This window comes from Chryseobacterium sp. VD8 (genome assembly GCF_037149975.1).
Classification (GTDB): Bacteria; Bacteroidota; Bacteroidia; order Flavobacteriales; family Weeksellaceae; genus Chryseobacterium; species Chryseobacterium indicum.
In genome coordinates this window covers 1-23,756 of record NZ_JBBCQL010000025.1, presented here as the reverse complement: position 1 = coordinate 23,756, position 23,756 = coordinate 1, and the positions used below count along the sequence as shown (strand labels likewise).

The window sequence follows — 23,756 nt, the reverse complement described above, 5'->3', positions numbered from 1 at the left end:
ATTTTATGAACAATCAAAATCCAGAAATACTGATTATTGAAAAAAACTGCTTATCTAAAATTCTCTTCAAAGAAGAAACTCCAAAGGCTTCGAAAGTCTTTTTGCCCATGCTTCCTCGCTGTGATTTTCACCGGGAAAGTATAACGTTTTCCAGTTCTTTTCAGAATAACCATGCTTTCTGATAATTGCATCTGCCTTTTTCTGAATTTCAGGATACAGCGCATCTAGAGTCTGATTTCCGCAGTCGAAATAGATTTTATGAGTTTTCGGATCGGGTAATTTTTTGTCTAAATAGCGTAAAGCAGCCTCAGGAAAAGGATTATTTTCATTGGTAAAAGTTCCCGTCCAGTGTGTGGAAAGGCAGGCTGCTCCGCCAAAAATCTGAGGATATTCGCAAATGGCATACATCGAAATCAATCCGCCCATGCTGCTTCCGGCAATAAAAGTATGAGATCTGTCTTGAAAAGTTGAATATTTTTTATCAATCAGAGGTTTAAGCTCCTTCACCAAAAACTTCAAATAATTGTCTGAATTGGGAGAAAACTTTTCATTGGCTCTTCCTGCTTTTTTCAATTGATGATTAACGGTATCTCTTTCCACTGCGGATAAACTTTCAAAAGGTTTCTGCGGAAAATAATCGAAATGCCTCATTTTGGAATCATTCCACACTCCTACAACAATGGTATTCTGTATTTTTTGGGATTTAATCAGTTCCGCAACAGTTTCATCCACGTTCCAGGATTGTTTGTTCCACGTGAGATCAGAATCGTAAAGCATTTGTCCGTCCTGCATATACAGAACTGCATATTTCTTAGATGCTGAATAATTTTCAGGAAGCCAAACATCGATGTTTCTCGGTGTTACAAACTGAGATTTAAAATCTGATATTCTTTCAATCTTTCCGCTGCTCACTTTCGGAATCTGCGCCTGAACTATGGAAAATAGAGCAACCACAACAATTAGCAAAAATCTATACATCTTATATTATTTATTACAAAGATAATTTTTAGCTTAAAAAAACAGTCTTTTTATATTGGAACATTGTTCATAGAAAATTCAAAATAATAGTATTACTATTATAAATAATACTAAAACATTTTTCGGTATATATTTTGCTATCAAAAAATATAGTTATTTAATTTATCATGGAATTTCAAGTAAAATTTAAAGTCAACGAACACCTTTACCTTAAAGATCCCGAAAACAGCGAGATCGGACGTGCCATTGTCAAAAATTCAATTGAACTGATTTACGAAACCGGTTTTGAAAGTTTTACTTTTAAAAAATTAGCCCAAAAGATCAACTCAACAGAGGCGACAGTTTACCGGTATTTTTCTTCAAAACATAAACTTCTTACCTATATTCTCAACTGGTACTGGTCTTACATTGAATTCATTTCCAAACTGAGGCTTCAGGAAATTAAAGAACCTCAGCAAAAAATGGAAAAAATCCTCGAAATCATCACGCATAATGATGAAACCGATGATAAAATTCAGGATTATGACCTTACAAAACTTCACAATATCGTTATTGCAGAAAGCAGCAAAGCTTATCTGGTAAAAGAAGTCGACGAAATCAATAAAGAAATGGTTTTCAGTCCGTTAAAAAGTCTTTGCGCATTTATCGGAGACATCATTGCAGAAGCAAAACCGGATTTCCCTTATCCGAAATCATTTGCAAGCACTTTACTGGAAACCGCTCACGATCAGCAGTTTTTCAGCGAACATCTTCCGAAACTTACCGACAATCATATCAATAAAATAGATCACAAAAAGTATGTTTTGGATTATCTGCGTTTTATCACCTTTAACCTTATAAAATAATAAAACACAAATGGAAACTTCTCCTAAACAGCACGGTTACAATCTTTTCAAATACGTCACGAAGGAAAAGAAAGATGTCACCAATATTTATTTTTATGCCATCCTGAATGGTCTTGTTCAGTTGAGCGTTCCGCTTGGAATACAGTCTATCGTCAGTTTTGTAATGGGAGCTACAATGGCAACTTCTATTTATATTCTGATCGCTTTTGTAGTTCTGGGAACCTGGCTTGTCGGCTATTTCAGACTGAAAGTAATGCAGATCATCGAAAAAATTCAGCAGAAAATTTTTGTTGAATTTTCCCTTGCTTTTGCCGAAAAACTTCCGAAAGTGAATCTTTCAGCCACGCGGAAATATTATCTTCCAGAACTGGTTAATCGTTTTTTCGATACCCAGAATCTCCAGAAAGGAATTTCTAAAATCTTACTTGAAATTCCGACCGCTTTAATCCAGATTTTATTCGGAATCCTGCTTCTTTCCTTTTACCATCCGTGGTTTTTGGTATTCGGAGCTTTGGTGGTGATCTGCGTAATCATTATTTTCAGATTTACCATGGAAAGCGGAATTAAATCCAGCATCGAAGAAAGCGACAAAAAATACGAAGTAGCTTCCTGGATTGAAGATATTGCGGCTTCCATTAAAACCTTTAAGCTGAATTCCAAAACAGAAGCACATCTTTCAGGAACCGATGAAAGAGTGGTAAAATATCTCGACGACCGAACTTCGCACTTCCGCGTTCTGGTTTTCCAGTATAAAACTATTATTGCTTTTAAAGTGGTGATTACTTTGGTGATGCTTGTGATCGGGACTTACCTTTTGGTGAATCAGCAACTTAACATCGGAGCGTTTATCGCAACGGAAATCGTTGTTCTGAGCATTATGGCGGCTGTGGAAAAGCTTATCATAAGTCTTGAAAGCTATTACGACGTTATTGCAGCTTTGGCAAAACTGAATAAAGTAACCACGCTTCAGGAAGAAAAATTCGGGGAAATTACTTTCGATCAGAACAATGATGGTTTTGAAGTTGAATTTAAAGACGTAAATTTTGCTTTCAACGATCATCACAGGATTCTGGAAAACATCAATTTTAAAATTCCGGAAAATAGTTTAACCATCATTTCAGGGCAGCTCGGCGCAGGAAAATCTTTACTGCTGAATATGATGACCGGGTTTTATGATCCGACTTCCGGAAGTATTTTATTTGATAAAATCCCTTTAAAAAATATTGATAAAGTATCGTTAAGAAGCCAGATCGGGATGTATCTGGAAGACATGACAATCATTAAAGGAACGGTTTACGAAAACATCACTCTCGGACAAAATGAAACCTCCGCAGAACAGATTCTGGAAATTGCAGAAGAAATAGGCGTCGAAGATTTCTCCAGCCAGTTCAGCAACGGATTCTTCACCAACGTCAGCGAAACCGATACGGAAATTTCGTTCAGCTCCAAAAAGAAAATTCTTCTCCTGAGAGCTTTGGCAGGCGAAAGAAGATTATTAATCCTTGAAGATCCTTTAGACGGAATGAATGATACATTTAAAACTAAAATGACGGAATATCTTTTAAAACTAAAAGAAAAAACCACCATTATTATTGTTTCAGAAGATAAAAATCTTATTCTGGAAGCCGATCAGCATCTTCAGGTAGAAAATGGAAATGTGAAAAAATTATTTAACAAAAACTAAAAAAGATGGAACTGAAGTCAGTCAATAAAATATACCACATCCATAGAAAATCAAGGGTTAAAAGATGGTTTCTTTTCATCCTGATTGGCGGAATTATCACTCTGTTTTTACCGTGGACACAGAATATCAAGGTAATGGGAAATGTGAGTACGCTTTATCAGGAACAGCGACCACAACAATTGAATTCTCCGATTCCCGGAAGAATCATCAAATGGTATGTGAAAAACGGGGATTATGTAAAAAAAGGAGATACGCTTCTTCAGCTTTCCGAAGTAAAAGAAGATTATCTGGATCCGCTTTTGGTGAAAAGAACCGAAATGCAGGTAGAAGCCAAAAAAGGAGTTAGAGACTATTACGAAGCCAAAGTTGGAACCACCAATAGTCAGTTGCAGGCTTTAAATTCTGCCAGAGATTTAAAATTGAGTCAGCTTAAAGTGAAAATCAGTCAGCTTAATAATAAATTAGCCGGAGAAGAAGCCGAACTGGAAGCAGCAAAAAACGAACTGAGAATGAGTTCCGACCAGTACGAAAGACAGAAGAAAATGTACGATGAAGGTTTGGTTTCGCTTACCCAATTTCAGCAAAGAAGTGTTTCTTATCAGAATGCTTTAGCCAAAAAAACGGCAACCGAAAATAAACTGGCACAAACCCGACAGGAAATCGTGAATGTAAACATCGAACAAAATGCTACCATTCAGGATTATAATGAGAAACTGAGCAAAACGGAAGGAGAACGTTTCCAAAGTATGGGACAGATTGAAGGAAGCGACGGCGATATTGCGAAACTTGAAAATCAGGTTGCGAATTACAAAGCAAGACAAGGCTTGTATTTCGTGATCGCTTCTCAGGACGGACAGGTTGTGCAGATCAATAAAGCCGGAATCGGGGAAATACTGAAAGATGGTGAAAGCATTGGAATTATTGTTCCAGAAAAAGTAGATTATGCTGTTGAAATTTACATTAAACCCGTCGATTTGCCTCTGGTAAAAGAAGGACAGCGCGTGATGTGTATTTTCGATGGTTTTCCGGCGATTGTCTTTTCCGGTTGGCCGAATTCCAGCTATGGAACTTTTGCAGGAAAAGTAATTGCAGTAGAAAACAACATCAGCGCAAACGGAATGTTCAAAGCTTTGGTAATTCAGGATAAAAATGAAAAACAATGGCCTCCGAAAATCAAGATGGGAACCGGAGTTCAGGGAATTGCGATTCTTAATGACGTTCCGATCTGGTACGAACTGTGGCGAAACATCAACGGATTCCCGCCCGATTATTATGAAGTAAAAACCGAAAAATCTGCAAAAGATGAAAAGTCTAAAAAATAATCTGACTTATCGTTACAGGAAATATTCAGAAATCAATAAATGGAGTTTATTTTTTATCAATAGTGTCGGGCTTTAGCCCGATATCAACAGGGACGTTTTACACAGGCTTTAGCTGAAATTTAAAACAGGCTTTGGCTAAAGCCAACTAAATCGTTCTATTTGTGAATGGGCTAAAGCCCTATCTTATTGATAATTTCAAATTTTACTAATTTGTATAAACTCTAACAGTAGAGGCAGTTTAGTTCATAGATTCTTCGACAAGCTCAGGATGACATTTCTAATACGAACTGATTTATTTACATACTGTCAGGCTGAGCTTAGTTTATCCTGAGCCTGACGAAGGAAAGCCTTTTTTATTAAAAATAAAATTAAAAAACAACGCAAAACTCATAATAAAACTTTGTTTATGAATTACTTACAATTTATTTTTGAGTATTTTTTCCACTATACTGGTGCAGCCCGACCTGAGTGGAGCTTTTTTGTGAGGAGGAACGACGAGCAAAAAGCGGGAACGGAGGGCGGAATAGCTGCCCAAATAAATAGAAATATGAATGTTGCTTATGCTAAAAAAATAGTTACCACACTTCTCATTCTGTTGTGTATTCAGTTTTCGTTTGCGCAGGATTCTCTTAAACTTTCGCATCAGGAATTTCTGAATATTGTAAAAAATTATCATCCGTTAGCTTTTAAATATCAGCTTCAGAATAAAATTGCCAATGCTGAAATTACCAAGGCGAGAGGAAATTTTGATCCGGTACTCGCAGGAAAACTGGGGGAGAAAAATATTGACGGAACAAAATATTACGAACAGAGAAATGTAGAACTTGGCATTCCGACTTGGTACGGAATTGACATTACCGGAAGTTACAATTATCTGGATGGCGAAAAACTCAACAGCAGCGAAACGAAAGGAGGTTTATACCAATTCGGAGTTACGATTCCTTTGGCAAAAAACCTTCTGTATGATAAAAGAAGAGCAATGCTCGATCAGGCAAAATTCGGCTTGAAAATGACAGAAGCAGAACAGACCGTTCTCACCAATGAACTTCTTTTGGATGCTGAAAATACGTATTGGGAATGGGTGAAAAATTATGAGATCTACAAATTGCAGAAATCTGCGGTAGAAATTAATCGAAAAAGACTCGAACTTACCAAAAAGACTTACGATTTTGGAGAAAGACCGGCAATAGATACAGTGGAAGCCTCTTCGCAATTGCAGAGTTTTGAGCTTCAGGAAAGAGATGCTTATTTAAGTTTTGTGAAAAGTACGCAGGAACTTCAGATGTATCTTTGGAAAGAAAATCAGGAGTTTTACGAAATTTCAAAGCTTATTTTTCCATCTTCGGGTCTTGATGAGCATTCCGGATATACCGATTATGAATTTCTTGTGCAGAATTTAGAATCGAAACAGCTACAGAACCACGCTTCACTGGAATATTATTTTCAGAAGCAGAATATCCTCGAAAGTGAAAAAAGACTGAAATGGCAAAGCTTCCTTCCGAAACTGGATTTTACGTATAATATTTTCAATAAAGAAAATTACCGTGCCGATTTTCTTCCTTTGTTTGATAATAATTTTCAGTACGGACTGAAACTGGAGATTCCCCTATTTCAAAGACAGGCAAGAGCAGATTATGAAATTGCCAAGCTGAAAATTTCTCAAAACCAGCAGGATTCTCAGCTTAAAACCCGTGAACTGAGCACGAAAATTGAAACCTATAAAAATGAAGTGAATAATTATTTCACCCAAATTGATATTTCCACCAAAAATCTGAATAATTACCAAAGACTTCTGAATGCGGAAGAAACTAGGTTCAGCAATGGGGAAAGTTCATTATTCCTGATCAATTCCAGAGAAAATAAATTATTGGATGCGAGAGAAAAAAACATTGAACTAAAAGCTAAATTCCTGAAAAGCTACAATAAGCTGAAATGGCTGAATGAAAATTTTTTGAGGTAATAAAAAAGGAATTCTGCGGTCAGAATTCCTTTTTTAATTTATTTTAAGATAAAATGATTTTTATGTTTTTGATTGATTGTGTTTATTAATTTGCCGCAAAGGGATACAAAGAAATTTCATTTTTTGGGAACTATTTTAAGAAAAACAAAGGCACTTCGTTTAGTAACGAAATACAAAGTTTTGTATTTCTTTGATAAGTTTACGCCTTCGTTTAACTTAAATATCTGAAAAATGAAGAATTAAAACCCTTGTCTAACCTTGCGATTCATTAAATTTTATCTCAAACTGAAGTTTCTTTATTTTTAACCTTTCATCTTCACGAAGTAAAAGATCAGCAACGTCCAGCTCAGAATCATCAGTAATCCTCCAAGCGGAGTGATCGGTCCGAGAAATTTCAGATTCATCCCGAAATAATCCTGCATACTCAATCCGTAAATACTGAAAGAAAAAATCATTGTTCCGAAAATCATCAACCAAGAAATCCAGTTTTCGGTTTTGGTTTCAAATTTTAAAATGTAACCTGCAATTAATAGAAAAAATGCAGCATACATTTGATATCTCACGCCTGTTTCAAAACTTTCCAGTCTTTCCACAGATAATATTTTCTTTAAAGCGTGTGCTCCGAAAGCTCCCAGAATAACGGAAAGCATCCCGTAAGCAGCTCCGAAAATTAATGTTATTGTTTTCATTTATAATTTAAAATCTTGAATATTAATGATACGAGTCCGATTCCGATAAAAATCCATGCGAATTTTTTATTCTGAGCGAACCCCGGATTTTTGGTCAGTTTCAGAAAAATTCCGAAAGCCAGCATAAAAGCAGCTACAATAATTCCAAACATTATTATCCTCTCATTCGGTTAAACTCATTGATCACTTCGTGATGACTCACCGTTTTATCTTTGAAATACGTCACAAAATGTTGTTTTTCTTCTTCTGTTGCGCCCAATTGGTTCAAAATATTCAGCAAATGCATTTTCATATGCCCTTTCTGAATTCCAGTCGTCACCAAAGATCGTAACGCTCCAAAATTCTGAGCCAGTCCGGAAACCGCCAAAATACTCATTAATTCCTGAGCCGAAGGTTTTCCGAGAAGCGCTAAAGAGAATTTTACCAAAGGATGAAGATTCGTTAAACCGCCAACAACCCCTACAGAAATCGGAAGATCGATCCAGAATCTGAAAATTCCGTTGTCTGTTGTACAGTGCGTAAGAGAAGAATATCTCCCATTTCTCGCTGCGTAGGCGTGAGCACAGGCTTCCGTTGCACGACAATCGTTTCCTGTTGCAATAACAACCGCATCTACTCCATTCATAATTCCTTTATTGTGAGTGGTCGCACGGAAAGGCTCAATTTCAGCAATCGTTACCGCCTGTTTGAATTTCCATGCAAATTCTTCGTTGGAAATTCCACTGTCGTCTTTCAGATCTTCAATTTTGCAGGAAACCTCAGCTCTTACGATACAATCCGGAGTAAAATTGGACAGAATATTCATCACAATTTGCAGAGAATTCTTTTCTTCCTGAGAAAAATCTTCACTTACCGCAACTTCCTGCTTCAGAGTTTTACCAAACTGTTCCAGACAGGAATTAATGAAGTTGGCTCCCATCGAATCTACTGTATCAAAACTTGCTTTCAACTGATAATAATTGGGCATTTCGGATGTTTTATCGACCAGTTTAATGTCTAAAATCCCACCACCGCGCTTTCTCATATTCGCTGTTATGTCTTCCGTCGCTTCCAGTAATTTTTTCTTCAGTTTAAAATTGAAAAAATGAAGCAGCTTATGAGATTCAACATTAAAAATAAAATGGGTGTGTCCCAGTTTTTCGTTGTTGATGATCGTTGTTTTAAAACCTCCTTTATCAATCCAGAATTTTGCTGCCTTTGAAGCTGCCGCTACTACAGAACTTTCTTCCACTGCCATCGGAAGCGCAAATAGTTTTCCGTCGATGAGGAAATTCGGAGCAATTCCGTAAGGCATATAGAAATTGGAAATGGTATTTTCAGAAAATTCGTCGTGAAGCTTCTGCAAATCAGCATTTTCGTTCCAGTATTGGTTTAATATATTTTGATATTCTTCGTTTCCTTCAAGATACTCGTTTACGAGCCAGTCGATTTTCCCCTGTTTTGTTAATTTGGAAAAACCTTCAACGGGTTTATGATTCATAACATAAATTTAATGAGCGTAAATATACTAAATTTGTCACTTTAAACTGTTGATAACTTCTATCAAAAAAGATTGACTTTTATCAATTTTGGAATTAAATTTGAACGGAAAATATAAAATTTTAAATCTAATTAAGTTTATTTTTTTTTAAACACTTAAGTCACATTAGAATTAAATGAACTAAAAAATAAGAACACATCGGTTTTAAAAAATCAAAGACTTTTATCATCTGAATATTTTCTTGAAATTTAATGTGATTTATGGATAATAGAAATCAGTAAAAAAAGAATGCGAAATGAATTTTGACCGCCTGAAAGAAAAACTTGAAATCCTTGCCGATGCAGCGAAATATGATGTTTCCTGCTCATCAAGCGGCGGTTCGAGAAAGAACAAAAAAGGGGCTTTGGGAGACAGTTCCGCAAGCGGAATCTGCCATACCTATACGGAAGACGGACGTTGTGTTTCTCTTCTCAAAATTCTATTGACCAATCATTGTATTTACGATTGTGCTTACTGTGTTTCCAGAAGTTCAAATGATATTAAAAGAGCTGCTTTTACCGTTGAAGAAGTAGTCGATTTAACGATTAATTTTTACCGCAGAAATTATATTGAAGGGTTGTTCTTAAGCTCAGGAATCTTTAAAAACGCAGATACGACCATGGAACGTCTGGTTCGTGTCGCGAAAAAATTACGTCTGGAAGAAAATTTCAACGGTTACATTCATTTAAAGTCCATTCCGGGAGCAAGTGATGAACTGATGCAGGAAGCCGCTTTGTATGCCGACCGTTTATCCGTCAACCTTGAAATCCCAACCGAAAGCGGGTTGAAATTACTGGCTCCTGAAAAGAACAGACAGGATATGCTTAACCCGATGAAATATATACAGAACGGGATTGCACAATATAAAGATGAGAAAAAACTGTTCCGGAAAACGCCAAAATTTGCTCCTGCAGGACAATCTACCCAAATGATTGTAGGTGCAACGAATGAAAATGATTTACAGATCATTAAAGTTGCCGATCATTTTTATAAAAATTTCAGTCTGAAAAGAGTGTATTATTCAGGTTATGTTCCTGTTTTGGAAGATAAAAGATTACCTGCTCTTACGACTGAAGTTCCGATGCTTCGTGAAAACCGTTTGTATCAGTCGGATTGGCTGATGCGTTTTTATGGTTTTAAAGCTGAAGAAATACTGGATCCGAATATGCCATTTTTAGATCTTGAAGTCGACCCTAAATTAAGCTGGGCTTTGCGACATTTAGATCAGTTTCCTGTTAATCTTCAAACTGCGGATTATCAGATGATTTTGAGAATTCCGGGAATCGGGGTAAAAACAGCACAGAAAATTGTGAGCGCAAGACGTTTTCAGGTTCTCAATATGGATCATCTGAAAAAGCTGGGAGCAGCAGTGAACCGCGCCAAATATTTCATTGATTTTAACGCAGGAAATGCCTTTTTAAAATATCTGACGAATCAAAATCTTAAGAAATTGCTGATTGGCGGAAGTTCTTCGAAATTTCATAATCAGTTTTCTCAACAGTTGACGTTGTTTTAAATTCAATCCTTTGATCTTATCTAAAGCGGAGAAATAATTTTCAATATCCATATTTGCTAAATTTGGATATAATTTATAACTTCGAAGAAAGAATTTATTATGAATGTCAGTTTCACAAAAAAGCAGGAAGAATATATTTCAAAACAAATAGAATCCGGTGACTTTCAGAATGCCAGTGAAGTTGTGCGTGATGCATTACGGCTTCATGAGGTTTACCGGCACCGTGTAATTCAGGATTTAAAAGCTGAAATAGAAAAAGGTTGGAATGATGTTGAAAGCTCTCGTTCTGTAAAGGATATTATTCAGGCTAAAAAGAACAGAATCAGCAATGTCTGAGAAAACCTATATCTTATCGGAAATTGCGGATAAAGATCTGGAGGATATTTTTGATTATACTTTAAATGAATTTGGATTTAATCAGGCAGAAACATATCTTTTGGAAATTGAAGAAATTTTTCAGAATTTATTTTTAAATCCACGTTTAGGTAAAAAGCGAGATGAAATAAGAAAAGGCTTATATAGCTTTCCAAAAGACAATCACGTTATTTTTTACAGGATTTTAGATCATCATATCAGAATTGTGAGAGTTTTGCACGGAAGCAGAGATATTCCGAAATTTTTCCTGTAGCAAAATATTATAAATACTGAAATAACATCAACATAATAACACAAGATTACAAACTCTAAAACACTAAAACACTAAAACACTCCCTTCCAACTCAGATGACTACCCTACTCTACGACGGCAGTTTCGACGGACTTTTAACGGCTATATTCGAAGTTTTTGAATATAAATATAAAGATGTGGAAATTGTAAGCAGGGAAAGATTTCATCAGGAAAATATTTTTGCGGAAATTCATGAGGTTATTACTCAAAATGATAAATCTGAAAGGGTTTTAAACAAATTAGAACAGAATATCGGAAAAGCCGGAATTCACGAGCTTCTGAAAGTTTATTTATCTGAAGATCCGGAACTGGAACAGCTTATTTTGTCTGCCGTAAAACAATCCGTAAAACATTCCGATGAAAATATTCTGAAAAATTATGCCGACAATGACATTCTGAAGATTTCTAAAATCTGTAAATCCGTCAGTCGGGAAAGACACAGAATGACGGCTTTTGTCCGTTTTGAAAAAATGCAGGACGGTGTTTTCTTCGCCAAAATAGATCCTGATTTCAATGTACTCCCTTTAATCCGGAAACATTTCAAAGACCGTTATCAGGATCAGAAATGGATGATTTATGATTTAAGAAGAAATTACGGAATTCTGTACGACCTGGAAACCTGCGATTTTTTCTATCCCGATGAAAAAATAGATCTGAACCGATACCAGCAGAAGTTTCACGATGAAGAAAAAAATTATCAGACGCTTTGGCAAAGATATTTCACAAAAACCAATATTGTGGAGAGAAAAAACATGAAGCTTCATATTCAGCACGTTCCGAGAAGATACTGGAAATATCTTACCGAAAAGTATTAAAATAATTTTCATCTCGATAATTTTCATGTAAAAACATTGATATTTTTTTATAAACCGATAAATTTTATTCAGGTTTCATCATTTATATGTAAAACTCTTCTTAAGTTACTGCGATTATCTGAACTTGTTTTTGTAAATTTGTGTTCGAAATTTTTTACTAGATGAAAGAGAGTGCTGTAAAAAAAATTGCAGTTCTTACTTCGGGAGGAGATTCTCCGGGTATGAATGCAGCATTAAGGGCGGTAGTAAGAACCGCAAATTATTATAAAATAGAATGTTACGGAGTAAGAGAAGGTTATAATGGCTTGATCAACGATGATTTCCTTAAAATGGGGCCTCGTTCCGTAAAAAATATAATCAACCAAGGCGGAACGATTCTGAAATCTGCCAGATCACAGGAATTTAGAACCAAAGAAGGCCGTCAAAAAGCCTACGACAATTGTGTAAAATATGGCATCGACGGTTTGGTTTGTATTGGTGGAGACGGAACTTTCACAGGAGCAAAAATCTTCAACGAGGAATTCGGAATCCGTGTAATTGGTGTTCCGGGAACGATTGATAATGATATTTTCGGAACGGACAACACCATTGGTTATGATACTGCTTTAAATACTGCAATGGAAGCGATTGATAAAATCCGTGATACGGCAACTTCCCACAACAGAGTTTTCTTTGTGGAAGTAATGGGTCGTGATGCAGGTTTTATCGCATTAAACAGCGGATTAGCAACCGGTGCTCTGGATATTTTGATTCCCGAGAAAAAAGACAGCATCGATGAACTTTTTGCCAATTTCAGAAGTGCGGAAAAAACAGGAAAAGCTTCAAGCATAGTTGTCGTTGCAGAGGGTGAGAAATTGGCCAACGTGTATGAACTTGCGGAAAAAACAAAGAAGGAATTCCCGGACTACGATATTCGTGTCGCAATTTTAGGTCACATGCAAAGAGGAGGTTCTCCGAGTTGTGCAGACAGAGTTTTAGCAAGCAGACTGGGGTTTGGAGCCGTAACAGGATTAATGGAAGGACAAACCAACGTAATGGCAGGAATGCGTTCCAATGATTTGGTATACACTCCGATTGAAGAAGCCATTAAAAAACACAACGAAATCAATAAAGATCTTTTACTGATTTCAGAAATTTTAGCAATCTAATATTTTAATATAATTTAAAACAAACTATTATGTCAACAATTAAAGTAGGTATCAACGGGTTTGGTAGAATTGGACGTCTTGTTTTCAGAGCAATGACTGAAAGAGATAACATCGAAGTAGTAGGAATCAACGACCTTATCGATGCTACATACATGGCTTATATGCTTAAATACGATTCTGTACACGGAATTTTTCCGGGTGAGGTTTCTGTAGAAGGTAATGACCTTGTGGTAAACGGAAAAAGAATCAGAGTAACTGCTGAGAAAGATCCAAGCAATTTGAAATGGAACGAAGTAGGTGCAGATTACGTTGTAGAATCTACAGGTTTATTTTTAGATAAAGACAGTGCTGCAAAACATATTGCTGCAGGTGCAAAAAAAGTAATTCTTTCGGCTCCTTCTAAAGATGATACGCCAATGTTTGTAATGGGTGTAAACCACACAGAACTTACAGACGATATCAAAATCTTATCAAACGCTTCTTGTACAACCAACTGTCTGGCTCCATTAGCAAAAGTGATCCACGATAACTTCGGAATCGTAGAAGGTTTAATGACTACGGTACACGCTACAACGGCTACTCAGAAAACGGTTGACGGTCCTTCAATGAAAGACTGGAGAGGTGGTAGAGCTGCTTTAAACAACATCATCCCTTCTTCTACAGGTGCTGCAAAAGCGGTAGGAAAAGTAATCCCTTCTTTGAACGGAAAATTAACAGGGATGTCTTTCAGAGTACCAACTGTTGACGTTTCTGTAGTTGACCTTACAGTAAGATTAGAAAAAGCTACTTCTTACGATGAAATCTGTGCTGCTATTAAAGCTGCTTCTGAAGGTGAATTGAAAGGTATTCTTGGATATACTGAAGATGCTGTAGTTTCTCAGGATTTCGTAGGAGATAAGAGAACTTCAATCTTCGATAAAGATGCAGGAATTATGCTTTCTCCAAACTTCGTAAAACTTGTTTCCTGGTATGACAATGAAATGGGGTATTCTAACAAGTTAGTAGATATGCTGATCCACGCTGCTTCTTTATCTAACTAATAAAGTATCAGCTTAAAATATGAAAACCTTCCTGACGGGAAGGTTTTTTTGTTTAATTTAACCGCTTAAAATTAATAAACATGCTGGATGAACTTATTGAAAGATATTCTAAATATTCTGATTCTGAGCTTATGAATGTCTATCTGAATTCAAACGGATATACCGAAGACGCGAAAAAAGCGCTTGAAACAGTGGTAGAAGAAAGAGGCGGATTCAGTGCTCTGAAGGAAAGATATTATAAACTGGTTGAAAAAGAAGAGGAAAAAAGAAGAGTTCATCATGAGGCAAATCAGCTCTATAAAAAAGGAAATACCAAAAACGACATTAATTCAATCATACATTCTGAAATACTGTCCAGAGAAGAAGTTCAGGAGATTACAGACCTTGTGAGCAGCAAAATAGAAGCTGAGAAAAAAGACGTAGAAATAAAAACAAGTACATACATCGGAAGTATTCTGGGAGGAATTCTTGGTGGCACTATCGGCGGAATTTTATGGGGCTTACAAATGATATATTCAGGGCATATATTTTATCTTTTTGCGGTCGGCTTGGTAATAATATCGTATGGATTTATTAAATTTTTTACCAAGCAAAGTAAAAATAATATTGTTGTTCTTATTCTTACCGTAGCTTCAGTATTTTATGCTCTCATTTTAGGATTTTATATTTATGAATTATTCGGTTATCGTGGACCGGACAGATAACTTTCGTTAAGTAATAATGTACACAGGCGAGCAAAATAATGAATCCCCTGCAAAATTACAGAGGATTCCAGTTTATCATTTTCAAACAGCTAACAGAAAATTCTAAACTATTTCTGACATATTAATGATATTATGTAAATTTTGTTTTTTTAAAGAAAATATGAAAACATTATCCGAAAAAACGGAAAAAAATTTAGAATGAGTTTTCATGATTATTGGTGTATACAAATTTTCAAATTTTATTGATATAAAAAAATCCCCCTTTTGTGGTATTTTAAAGAAACTTTAACTATTTTAGTTACAAATCTTTTATATGGATAATTCGGAAAAAAAACATCCCTTGGTTGAAGTCTGGAATTCCTATTCAGGCGTAGGAAGACAGGAGAAACACATTTCCAATATCCCTCCGATTGAGCGTATCATTGGTGAAATGTTTGCGATAGGAGAATTTTATTACTACGTATTAAATCTTACCAACAGTGTAATTTCTAACCATCATCCTGATATTTTAAAAATTCATGGGTTACAAGAATATCCGCAGAATCTAAAAGATGTGATTGATCTGGTTCATCCCGATGATATTGAGTTTATTACCAAAGCGGAACAGAAAGTCGTGGAAATTTTAATGAATATCGGTAAAGAACATCAGCTTTTTCTTAAACCCAGTTACTGTTTCCGAATGAAAACCGCTTCAGGAAATTACGAGCTTTTTCATCATCAGGCGGTTCTTACATGGGAAGATGAGGATAAAAACCTGGTACAATCCATTAATATTCATACCAATATCCATCATATTACAAAGCAGAATCCGTATACGGTTCTCATGACAGGAATCGACCATCGGAAAGATTTTATTCAGGTTAAAATTGAAAATCCGGTTCTGCAATTCGGCTCGGAAATTAATTTAACCAAAAGAGAAATTGAAATTCTTTCGCTTATTGCCAAAGGATATTCCGGACCGGAAATTTCAAAAATGCTGATTTTATCGGAACATACGGTTCGTACTCACCGGAAGAATATTTTAGCCAAAACAAGCTCCAGAAACAGTAAAGAACTGTTAAAAAAGGCTTTTGAATGGGGATTGATATAAAATGTCAAATGTGAATAGTGAATAGTTAATTGTGAATAATCAGTTTATTAACAAGAGTTTTCCTGATAAATCTCACTCTGGAATTGCGGCGCAAAACTTGTACCTTTAGCCTTCAATGGATAGAGTAATGTTACAGCCACGCTTTAAAGATTCGCAGCATTTTAAAGATTTCTGGACGAAAGGCAACGGAAAGCAGCTTCTTGATTTTTCTGGAGCCGAAGTCGGTTTTAAAGATTTTGAAAAGTTTTCATCTTATTTTTATGATGTGGATGAAGTCGGCGATCAGGTTGTAAAAGATGTTTATCTCACTCAAAAATTTCATGAAGCTTCAAGAGAAATTGAAGGCTACATCCGAAATGGTGTTTCTGAGAATGATGATATTCCGGAAAGCGTAAAACAGCTTTTCCTGCAGACTCAGAAAATTCCTGACTGGCTGGATTATGATCTGATTAAAAGCGGTGCTGAACTCTGTATGAGAAGCAATGTGGATTCTCTGATCTCTCTTCGCGATTACTGCCTGATCGGAGGTTATGATTATGCTTACCTCAACAAACCCCTTATTGCAACGGAAGCCTTAAAAAAAGGCGCTGTAAAAAGACTTTCTGAAACACTTGATTTTTGGGTAAATGTTACCCGATATGACGCTTTGGAAATTCATAAAAAAGGATATGAGTTTGTCATAAAAACCCGACTGATCCATTCTTACGCAAGAGTTTCCATTAAAAAATATTATAAAGAATGGGACACGGAAAACTGGGGAGAACCCATCAATTCCTGGGATATGATGGCAACATACATTGGTTTCAGTCTTGTTTTTATGCACAGTCTGCACAAACTGGGAAACACGTTCTCTGAAGATGAAGAAAAAGGGCTTTTCCACCTTTGGAAATATGTAGGTTATCTTCTGGGAATTCCGGAAGATCTTTTACCAAATGATAAAGTACAGGCAACACAGTATTTTTATCTGTGGACTTCGGTTCAGCCTTCTGCAGATGCAGATTCTGTTTTGCTGGCTCATTCTCTTCTGAATGAATCGCTGGAAAACCCGATCCTGAAATACAACTTTCAGAGAAAAAATCTCCGTTACCTTCACATCTGCTGTACATGGTTTTTGCTGGATGATGAAGTATGCAAAAGACTGAAAATTCCGGAAGTTTCCAACAGAAAGGCTTTTCCGGTGACGAAAAGAATGATTACCAAAATTGCTGACCGACTCGTGAGCCGTGAAGCCAGAATAAAAAAAGGGAATAAAGATCAGATGAAAGTCTTGAGTGATTATCTCAGCATCACCCAAAATTCTAATTTTCATTAAAATCTACTGCAAAGACTGCAATTTATTTGATGACTTCTACCCTAGCCGTGATTGCAGCGAAAATCCTTTTTTGAAAAAAAAGATTGCAGCGGAAAGCGCGAAAAAGCTCCTAATAAAAGGTAAAACAAAAGTTTTAAAGATTCTATTTTTCTTTTTGATGTGCATCTGAATTTTATGTTTTTTTAACTATAAAAACAACTTTTAGTGGTAGGAAAGATTAGTTTTTGAGCGTAAATTTTTGTATTTTTGATAAATTATTTAAACATCAGATGAGTAATATAGACGATAAGAAAAAAGCACTGGCTTTGGTGCTGGACAAACTAGATAAAACCTACGGAAAAGGAACTGTGATGACGTTGGGAGAAAATTCCGTAGACAGTACAATTGAGGTGATTCCTTCAGGATCTTTGGGATTGGACATCGCTCTTGGAGTGGGTGGTTATCCGAGAGGAAGAATCATTGAGATCTACGGTCCGGAATCTTCAGGTAAAACAACTTTAACGCTTCACGCTATTGCAGAAGCTCAGAAAGCAGGAGGTATTGCAGCGTTTATTGATGCAGAGCATGCTTTCGACAGAACTTACGCTGCGAAATTGGGAATCGATCTTGAAAACCTTATTATTTCTCAGCCGGACAACGGAGAACAGGCACTGGAAATTGCTGATAACCTGATCCGTTCGGGAGCGATTGATATCGTGGTGATTGACTCGGTTGCTGCGCTTACGCCAAAAGCAGAGATCGAAGGGGAAATGGGAGATTCTAAAATGGGTCTTCATGCAAGACTGATGTCTCAGGCTTTAAGAAAATTAACAGCAACCATTTCAAGAACAAAATGTACGGTTATTTTCATCAATCAGTTGAGAGAGAAAATCGGGGTTATGTTCGGAAATCCTGAAACGACAACGGGTGGTAACGCTTTGAAATTCTATGCTTCGGTAAGAGTTGACATCAGAAAGGCAAGTGCGCCTATCAAACAGGGTGATGAAGCGATCGGAAGCCGTGTGAAAGTGAAAATTGTTAAGAACAAAGTTGCCCCGCCTTTCAAACAGGCAGAATTCGACATCATGTACGGTGAAGGGGTTTCCAAAACAGGAGAAATTCTGGATCAGGCTGTAGAACAGGGAATCGTAAAGAAAAGCGGTTCTTGGTTCAGCTACGAAGAAACGAAGCTTGGACAAGGTCGTGATGCAGTAAAAGATGTCTTAAAAGACAATCCTGAACTTGCAGAAGAACTGGAAAACAAAATTAAAGAGGAACTTAAGAATAAATAAGTTTTTTGATAACGCGATAAAACGAATCGGCGGAGCTTTCAGCTCCGCCGATTCATTATTTATACACTAAGGCTTTTCATCGGTTAACTCAAATCCCCAGTCTTTTCCCTTTTGGGTTGCAGGAATCCCTTTTGTCATCCAGACCGGTGCTTTCGCATCTTTAAGATAGTAATCGAAAAACTGCTGTTCGCGGATCTGAATATCTTTTCGGTTCTGGCGTTTTATCAGATTATGGTCGTCACCATTATAATTCAACAGCCAAGCCGGTTTTCCTAAACGGCGCAATGCGGTAAACATCTCAATTCCCTGATACCACGGAACAGCTCCGTCTTTGTCGTTACTCATAATCACCACCGGAGTTTTCACTTGATCAATGGTAAAAAGCGGTGAATTTTTAATATACAGTTCAGGAGCTTCCCAAAGATTTTTTCCTAATCTGCTTTGCGATTTTTCGTACTGAAACTGTCGGTTCATTCCTGAAGACCATCTTATTCCGCCGTATGCAGAAGTCATGTTTACGACAGGAGCACCACTCCATGCTGCGGCGTACATATCGGTATGCGCAATGAGATACGCAACCTGATAACCGCCCCAACTTTGTCCCTGAATTCCTATTTTTGAGCCATTCACCCATGAATTTTCTTTCAGTTTTTCAACACCGGAATTGATATATTCCATTGCCGATTCTCCCGGAAAACCATCGACATATGAAATATCAGGTGTGAAAACAAGATATCCGTTGCTTACAAAATAGGAGATATTTAATCTTGAAGGAGTCGGAGACGGTGCTACGTAACGGTTCAGATTATCCGATAGTTTTTCGTAGAAATAAACAATCATCGGATATTTTTTGTTCGGATCGAAATTTTCAGGTTTGTAGAGAACGCCTGTCGACGAATTTCCTTTCGGAGTTTTCCAGTTAACCAATTCACTTGTTCCCCAATTGTAAAGACTTTGCTGAGGATTAGTGCTGCTTAGTTTTTCCTGATTTTTAAAATCGGAAGTGGTGAAAATATTCGGAGAATCGGTATAGGATTCTTTTACTAAAATATAATCTTCTGCATTTTTTGCTTTCTGAAGACTGCGGTATCCCCAAACATTTTCCATCTGAATTTTCACAGGATCAGAACCGGACTTAATGGTTGTCTTAAAAATTCCATTGGCTTTGGAAACATTATCAAACGCTGATAAATAGATCGTTTTTTTACGGTTTACACTTTTAATGTCTTTGTCTAAATCATACGTATCAAAAGTAATTTTGTTTTTGCGCCCGAATCCGTTGGTGATGTTTCTGGGCTTTTTAGAGCCGTCCGGAAAAAACTCCCAAAGATCGTATCGGTCTTTGATGATGACGGATTCATCATTATCCGTCCAAGATGCAATTCCGTATGCGCTAGGAAAATCCGGCATATCGAATTCTTCATCTACAAAAGAAACGGACAAATCTTTATTGAGCGGTACTGTCTGTTTTGTTTTTACATTATAACTCAGCCATTGTCCTTTTTCCCTGTCGAAAATCACAACAAATTTTCCCAACGGAGAAACGGCAACTGAACCATTCAGATTTTTTATAATTTCTGTTCTTTCGCCTGATTTATTGTCGATAATAAAATAGGTCTTCTTTTCAGAACCTTCCCATTGTGACGGAATGCGATTGTTTACACTTGTAATTCCCAATACAAACTCTGCATTTCCTTCATTTACCAATCGTAAAGTGTCGAGATCTTCTCCGTCAATGTTTGTGAAAAGTTCCGGTTTGTCGGTCTGCATTACAGCAGCATAAGATTTCTTCAGATCATTTCTCAATTCTTTTAACTGAACCGTTTGAAGATAATCATCCTTATAATTCCAGATATCAACCACAGCATGATCGTTTGCAATCAATGTAGTGTCTTTTGCAACAGGTTTCGGAGCCACCCCGAAATACAACTGTTTTCCGTTTTTACTGAATATCGGTAAACGGTTTTCAGAAACTACCCAGTTTTTCTTCATTTGAGAATGATCGTTGGTAACAGTTTTATTTTTATTTCCTTTAAAATTAAAATAATACAACTGATACAGTTTTACGAGATCATTCTTTGCGGAAGAAGTTCCAACAAAAGCTAACTGATTTCCTTCTTCATCAAATGCAAGCTGTGAGAAATCTCCCTCCATTTCTGAGATTTTATTAACGTTTCCGGTTTTAAGATCAACAACCTGAACTGTCTGAAGTGTATATTTCTTAGGTTTGGATTTATCTGTTTCTTTTTTAGCCAAAGATTTATCTTCCAATGAATCTTTTTTCTCTTCCTTCCCTTTTTTAGGTTTTTCTTCCGGTTTTTTTGTAACGAAAACAAGCTGTTTTCCGTTTTTACTGAACTGATAGCGAACTACATTGTCATACGTTGTACTTTTTCCGTCCAAAAGATTTCTGACAACCAGCTGTAATGGTTTTGCCTTTGTATCATCGTCTTTGTTTTCGTCGTCATCATCTTTATCTGAAGGACTGTCGGAAGATTTGTCTTTCATATTTTCCAGCAGATAAGCTACGAAAGAACCTCCCTTCTCCGGAATTTTAAATCCTTTTACATTAGGAATTTTCTCTGTCGTTACTTTAGAGAAATCAAAAACAGCGAGGGTGTCTTTGGTCAGTTTGTTCTGTTTTAATTTTTTATCTTTTACCGCTTTTATATCCTTGTAAAAAGGACGGATCTGGAAAACTGCAAATCTGGAATCGCTGGTAAATTCCATTTTTGTGGCTCTCGGAAATTTCTTTGTGCTTTTATTTTTTACAGAATGTAAGTAAAGATCGGGATTTCCTTCCTGTACATCTACAGAATATCCTACCCATTTTCCGTCATTGGATATTTTTCTGGCTCCGATATTCTGCCAATTATCGTAAACCGAATGATCCAACGGTTTTTTCTGCCCATAGACATACGAAGTCATGAGAAGCAGAAGCAAAACTGCACTTTTCAAATTCATTATTAAATATTTTAAGAACTAAAAATAAGGCTTTTTGAGGATAAATCTGCATTACAGAGGTATTTTCAGGATAAACTATTTAACCACAAAATAGCAAAAGATTCTATATGTTCTGCTTAAAAGTCTAAATATTCCAATAAATGCTTTACAATTGTCTTTATGATTTTTGTAGTTGAATTTAAATTCACTTAAAAGAAATTCTGAAAAAATGTCAAAATGTCACTTTCTTGGAAACGGTATTTTTTTTGAGAAAGTATAGAAAATTAAAAAACCAAAATTATTATGACTAAAGGAAATATTAATGTATCTGTGGAAAATATTTTCCCGCTTATTAAAAAATTTCTTTACAGTGACCACGAAATATTCTTAAGAGAGTTAATTTCCAACGCAACGGACGCTACATTAAAACTAAAACATTTAACAGGCATTGGTGAAGCAAAAGTGGAATACGGAAATCCGAAGATTGAAGTAAAGGTAGATAAAGAAAACAAAAAACTTCACATCATCGATCAGGGAATCGGGATGACGGGTGAAGAAGTTGAAAAATACATCAATCAGGTTGCTTTTTCTGGTGCTGAAGAATTTCTGGAAAAATACAAAGACACGGCAAAAGATTCAGGAATTATCGGACATTTCGGACTTGGATTTTACTCTGCCTTTATGGTTGCAGAAAAAGTAGAAATCCTTACCAAATCTTACAAAGATGAACCTGCAGTTCGTTGGATCTGTGACGGAAGCCCTGAATTTACTTTAGAGGAAACTACGGATAAAACAGACAGAGGAACTGAAATTATTCTTCATATTGCAGAAGATTCTACAGAGTTTCTGGAAGAAGGAAAAATCCGTGAACTGCTGTTGAAGTATAACAAATTTATGCCTGTTCACATTAAATTCGGAACAAAAACCCATACGCTTCCTTTACCGGAAGATGCTCCTGAAGATGCGGTTGCAGAAACGGAAGAAGTTGACAATATTATCAACAACCCGACTCCGGCATGGACTATCGCGCCGAGCGAACTGACGAATGAAGATTATATGAAGTTCTACCACGAATTGTATCCGATGCAGTTTGAGGAACCTTTGTTTAATATTCACCTGAATGTAGATTATCCGTTCAATTTAACGGGGATTTTATTCTTCCCTAAACTGAACAATAATTTAAATATCGAAAAAGATAAGATTCAGTTATACCAGAATCAGGTTTTTGTAACGGATGAAGTGAAAGGAATCGTACCGGATTTCTTAATGCTTCTGCGCGGTGTAATCGATTCTCCGGATATTCCGCTGAACGTTTCCCGTTCTTATCTTCAGGCTGATGGAGCCGTGAAGAAAATTTCATCATACATCACGAAAAAAGTTGCCGACAAAATGGCATCTTTAATTAACGAAAACCGTGAAGATTATGAGAAAAAATGGAACGACATTAAAGTATTGATCGAATACGGAATCGTTACCGAAGAAAAATTTGCAGAAAAAGCTGATAAATTCACTCTTTATCCAACCACTGACGGAAAATATTTCCTTTGGAATGAACTGGAAGAAAAGATCAAGCCTACTCAGACCGATAAAGACGGAAAACTGGTCGTTCTTTATGCTTCCAACGCAGATGAACAGCATTCTTACATCCAGTCTGCAAAAGATAAAGGATACGAAGTTCTTCTTCTGGATTCTCCGATTATTCCTCACGTTATCCAGAAACTGGAAACATCCAAAGATAAAATTTCTTTTGCAAGAGTAGATGCAGATCACATCAACAATCTGATTAAAAAAGATGAACCTGTTATTTCAAAATTAACAGAGACTGAAAAGGAATCTTTAAAGAAAAACGTTGAAGAGTCTATTAATGATACCAAATTTACCGTTCAGCTTGAAGATTTAGACAGCAATGATGCGCCTTTCACCATTACCCAGCCTGAATTTATGAGAAGAATGAAAGATATGCAGGCAACCGGAGGCGGCGGAATGTTCGGAATGGGAGGATTCCCGGAAATGTATAATCTGGTGGTAAATTCCAACAGCGAACTGGCTGGCCAGATTTTAAAAACAGAAAGTACAGAAGCGAAATCAGATCTGATTAAATATGCTTTGGATCTTGCCAAACTTTCGCAGAATCTATTGAAAGGAAAAGAGCTTACGGACTTCATCCAGAGAAGTTATAAGCAACTGGAAAAGTAAATTGACTATTTTTATATTGAATCCGGCGGAGCTTTGCTCCGCCGGATTTTTTGTTTG

Annotated in this window: 20 protein-coding genes; 15 read left to right on the top strand and 5 right to left on the bottom strand. The window is 36.5% G+C overall.

Annotated elements, in window-relative coordinates:
* Positions 1 to 66: 66 nt before the first annotated feature.
* Positions 67 to 978, bottom strand: coding sequence for an alpha/beta hydrolase (locus tag WFK35_RS04880; protein WP_336731610.1), 912 nt, complete (start codon positions 976 to 978; stop codon positions 67 to 69).
* Positions 979 to 1,145: 167 nt separating this feature from the next.
* Here WFK35_RS04880 and WFK35_RS04875 point away from each other — a divergent pair, with 167 nt between their 5' ends.
* From WFK35_RS04875 to WFK35_RS04860, 4 genes are all read left to right on the top strand, one after another.
* Positions 1,146 to 1,823, top strand: coding sequence for a TetR/AcrR family transcriptional regulator (locus WFK35_RS04875; protein WP_336731609.1), 678 nt, complete (start codon positions 1,146 to 1,148; stop codon positions 1,821 to 1,823).
* A 10-nt stretch (positions 1,824 to 1,833) separates the two neighbouring features.
* On the top strand, positions 1,834 to 3,507 hold the full coding sequence (locus tag WFK35_RS04870) for a peptidase domain-containing ABC transporter (RefSeq protein WP_336731608.1): 1,674 nt from the start codon (positions 1,834 to 1,836) through the stop codon (positions 3,505 to 3,507).
* A 5-nt stretch (positions 3,508 to 3,512) separates the two neighbouring features.
* Complete coding sequence (locus WFK35_RS04865; RefSeq protein WP_290264804.1) at positions 3,513 to 4,829, top strand: HlyD family secretion protein; 1,317 nt, start codon at positions 3,513 to 3,515, stop codon at positions 4,827 to 4,829.
* Positions 4,830 to 5,235: 406 nt separating this feature from the next.
* On the top strand, positions 5,236 to 6,789 hold the full coding sequence (locus tag WFK35_RS04860) for a TolC family protein (protein WP_336731606.1): 1,554 nt from the start codon (positions 5,236 to 5,238) through the stop codon (positions 6,787 to 6,789).
* 302 nt (positions 6,790 to 7,091) lie between these two features.
* On the opposite strand, the gene WFK35_RS04855 is transcribed toward WFK35_RS04860, so the two are convergent.
* The 3 genes from WFK35_RS04855 to WFK35_RS04845 are packed head-to-tail and all read right to left on the bottom strand — an operon-like array spanning position 7,092 to position 8,958.
* Positions 7,092 to 7,478 carry a DUF423 domain-containing protein gene (locus WFK35_RS04855; RefSeq protein ID WP_336731605.1) on the bottom strand — a complete coding sequence of 129 codons (387 nt, stop codon included), beginning with the start codon at positions 7,476 to 7,478 and terminating at the stop codon, positions 7,092 to 7,094.
* Positions 7,475 to 7,630, bottom strand: a complete 156-nt coding sequence (locus WFK35_RS04850) for a hypothetical protein (protein ID WP_336710963.1) — start codon at positions 7,628 to 7,630, stop codon at positions 7,475 to 7,477. The genes WFK35_RS04855 and WFK35_RS04850 overlap by 4 nt, the downstream gene beginning before the upstream one ends.
* A gap of 2 nt (positions 7,631 to 7,632) precedes the next feature.
* Positions 7,633 to 8,958 carry a hydroxymethylglutaryl-CoA reductase, degradative gene (locus tag WFK35_RS04845; protein ID WP_336731604.1) on the bottom strand — a complete coding sequence of 442 codons (1,326 nt, stop codon included), beginning with the start codon at positions 8,956 to 8,958 and terminating at the stop codon, positions 7,633 to 7,635.
* A gap of 295 nt (positions 8,959 to 9,253) precedes the next feature.
* On the opposite strand from WFK35_RS04845, the gene WFK35_RS04840 reads away from it, so the two are divergent.
* From WFK35_RS04840 to recA, 10 genes are all read left to right on the top strand, one after another.
* The gene (locus WFK35_RS04840) at positions 9,254 to 10,513 is read left to right on the top strand and encodes a putative DNA modification/repair radical SAM protein (RefSeq protein ID WP_108408965.1); all 1,260 of its coding nucleotides are present in this window, start codon (positions 9,254 to 9,256) and stop codon (positions 10,511 to 10,513) included.
* Positions 10,514 to 10,612: 99 nt separating this feature from the next.
* Positions 10,613 to 10,849: a type II toxin-antitoxin system ParD family antitoxin gene (locus WFK35_RS04835; RefSeq protein ID WP_116097145.1), complete on the top strand. Its 237-nt coding sequence runs from the start codon at positions 10,613 to 10,615 to the stop codon at positions 10,847 to 10,849.
* Entirely contained in the window at positions 10,842 to 11,141 is a 300-nt protein-coding gene (locus tag WFK35_RS04830) for a type II toxin-antitoxin system RelE/ParE family toxin (protein ID WP_336731603.1), read from the top strand. The genes WFK35_RS04835 and WFK35_RS04830 overlap by 8 nt, the downstream gene beginning before the upstream one ends.
* Before the next feature lie 95 nt (positions 11,142 to 11,236).
* Positions 11,237 to 11,995 carry a TIGR03915 family putative DNA repair protein gene (locus WFK35_RS04825; RefSeq protein ID WP_336731602.1) on the top strand — a complete coding sequence of 253 codons (759 nt, stop codon included), beginning with the start codon at positions 11,237 to 11,239 and terminating at the stop codon, positions 11,993 to 11,995.
* 161 nt (positions 11,996 to 12,156) lie between these two features.
* The gene (gene pfkA, locus WFK35_RS04820) at positions 12,157 to 13,143 is read left to right on the top strand and encodes a 6-phosphofructokinase (RefSeq protein ID WP_076390826.1); all 987 of its coding nucleotides are present in this window, start codon (positions 12,157 to 12,159) and stop codon (positions 13,141 to 13,143) included.
* A gap of 29 nt (positions 13,144 to 13,172) precedes the next feature.
* Entirely contained in the window at positions 13,173 to 14,183 is a 1,011-nt protein-coding gene (gap, locus tag WFK35_RS04815; RefSeq protein WP_108411166.1) for a type I glyceraldehyde-3-phosphate dehydrogenase, read from the top strand.
* Positions 14,184 to 14,263: 80 nt separating this feature from the next.
* Positions 14,264 to 14,887: a hypothetical protein gene (locus tag WFK35_RS04810; protein ID WP_336731601.1), complete on the top strand. Its 624-nt coding sequence runs from the start codon at positions 14,264 to 14,266 to the stop codon at positions 14,885 to 14,887.
* 313 nt (positions 14,888 to 15,200) lie between these two features.
* On the top strand, positions 15,201 to 15,977 hold the full coding sequence (locus WFK35_RS04805) for a response regulator transcription factor (RefSeq protein WP_336731600.1): 777 nt from the start codon (positions 15,201 to 15,203) through the stop codon (positions 15,975 to 15,977).
* A 115-nt stretch (positions 15,978 to 16,092) separates the two neighbouring features.
* A complete protein-coding gene (locus WFK35_RS04800) occupies positions 16,093 to 17,289 on the top strand; it encodes an oxygenase MpaB family protein (RefSeq protein ID WP_336731599.1) in 1,197 nt (398 codons plus the stop codon).
* 269 nt (positions 17,290 to 17,558) lie between these two features.
* Positions 17,559 to 18,560 (top strand): recombinase RecA, encoded by a 1,002-nt coding sequence (recA, locus tag WFK35_RS04795; protein ID WP_087712199.1) that lies wholly within the window; start codon positions 17,559 to 17,561, stop codon positions 18,558 to 18,560.
* Between the two features lie 66 nt (positions 18,561 to 18,626).
* On the opposite strand, the gene WFK35_RS04790 is transcribed toward recA, so the two are convergent.
* Positions 18,627 to 21,524, bottom strand: a complete 2,898-nt coding sequence (locus WFK35_RS04790; protein ID WP_336731597.1) for a S9 family peptidase — start codon at positions 21,522 to 21,524, stop codon at positions 18,627 to 18,629.
* A 282-nt stretch (positions 21,525 to 21,806) separates the two neighbouring features.
* Between WFK35_RS04790 and htpG the strand changes: the two genes are divergently transcribed.
* A complete protein-coding gene (gene htpG, locus WFK35_RS04785; protein ID WP_336731596.1) occupies positions 21,807 to 23,699 on the top strand; it encodes a molecular chaperone HtpG in 1,893 nt (630 codons plus the stop codon).
* Positions 23,700 to 23,756: the final 57 nt, after the last annotated feature.

Coding starts and splice junctions, on each gene's coding strand:
- WFK35_RS04880 (WP_336731610.1), bottom strand. CDS start 978: ATGTATAGATTTTTGCTAATTGTTGTGGTTGCTCTATTTTCCATAGTT.
- WFK35_RS04875 (WP_336731609.1), top strand. CDS start 1,146: ATGGAATTTCAAGTAAAATTTAAAGTCAACGAACACCTTTACCTTAAA.
- WFK35_RS04870 (WP_336731608.1), top strand. CDS start 1,834: ATGGAAACTTCTCCTAAACAGCACGGTTACAATCTTTTCAAATACGTC.
- WFK35_RS04865 (WP_290264804.1), top strand. CDS start 3,513: ATGGAACTGAAGTCAGTCAATAAAATATACCACATCCATAGAAAATCA.
- WFK35_RS04860 (WP_336731606.1), top strand. CDS start 5,236: ATGAATTACTTACAATTTATTTTTGAGTATTTTTTCCACTATACTGGT.
- WFK35_RS04855 (WP_336731605.1), bottom strand. CDS start 7,478: ATGAAAACAATAACATTAATTTTCGGAGCTGCTTACGGGATGCTTTCC.
- WFK35_RS04850 (WP_336710963.1), bottom strand. CDS start 7,630: ATGTTTGGAATTATTGTAGCTGCTTTTATGCTGGCTTTCGGAATTTTT.
- WFK35_RS04845 (WP_336731604.1), bottom strand. CDS start 8,958: ATGAATCATAAACCCGTTGAAGGTTTTTCCAAATTAACAAAACAGGGG.
- WFK35_RS04840 (WP_108408965.1), top strand. CDS start 9,254: ATGAATTTTGACCGCCTGAAAGAAAAACTTGAAATCCTTGCCGATGCA.
- WFK35_RS04835 (WP_116097145.1), top strand. CDS start 10,613: ATGAATGTCAGTTTCACAAAAAAGCAGGAAGAATATATTTCAAAACAA.
- WFK35_RS04830 (WP_336731603.1), top strand. CDS start 10,842: ATGTCTGAGAAAACCTATATCTTATCGGAAATTGCGGATAAAGATCTG.
- WFK35_RS04825 (WP_336731602.1), top strand. CDS start 11,237: ATGACTACCCTACTCTACGACGGCAGTTTCGACGGACTTTTAACGGCT.
- pfkA (WP_076390826.1), top strand. CDS start 12,157: ATGAAAGAGAGTGCTGTAAAAAAAATTGCAGTTCTTACTTCGGGAGGA.
- gap (WP_108411166.1), top strand. CDS start 13,173: ATGTCAACAATTAAAGTAGGTATCAACGGGTTTGGTAGAATTGGACGT.
- WFK35_RS04810 (WP_336731601.1), top strand. CDS start 14,264: ATGCTGGATGAACTTATTGAAAGATATTCTAAATATTCTGATTCTGAG.
- WFK35_RS04805 (WP_336731600.1), top strand. CDS start 15,201: ATGGATAATTCGGAAAAAAAACATCCCTTGGTTGAAGTCTGGAATTCC.
- WFK35_RS04800 (WP_336731599.1), top strand. CDS start 16,093: ATGGATAGAGTAATGTTACAGCCACGCTTTAAAGATTCGCAGCATTTT.
- recA (WP_087712199.1), top strand. CDS start 17,559: ATGAGTAATATAGACGATAAGAAAAAAGCACTGGCTTTGGTGCTGGAC.
- WFK35_RS04790 (WP_336731597.1), bottom strand. CDS start 21,524: ATGAATTTGAAAAGTGCAGTTTTGCTTCTGCTTCTCATGACTTCGTAT.
- htpG (WP_336731596.1), top strand. CDS start 21,807: ATGACTAAAGGAAATATTAATGTATCTGTGGAAAATATTTTCCCGCTT.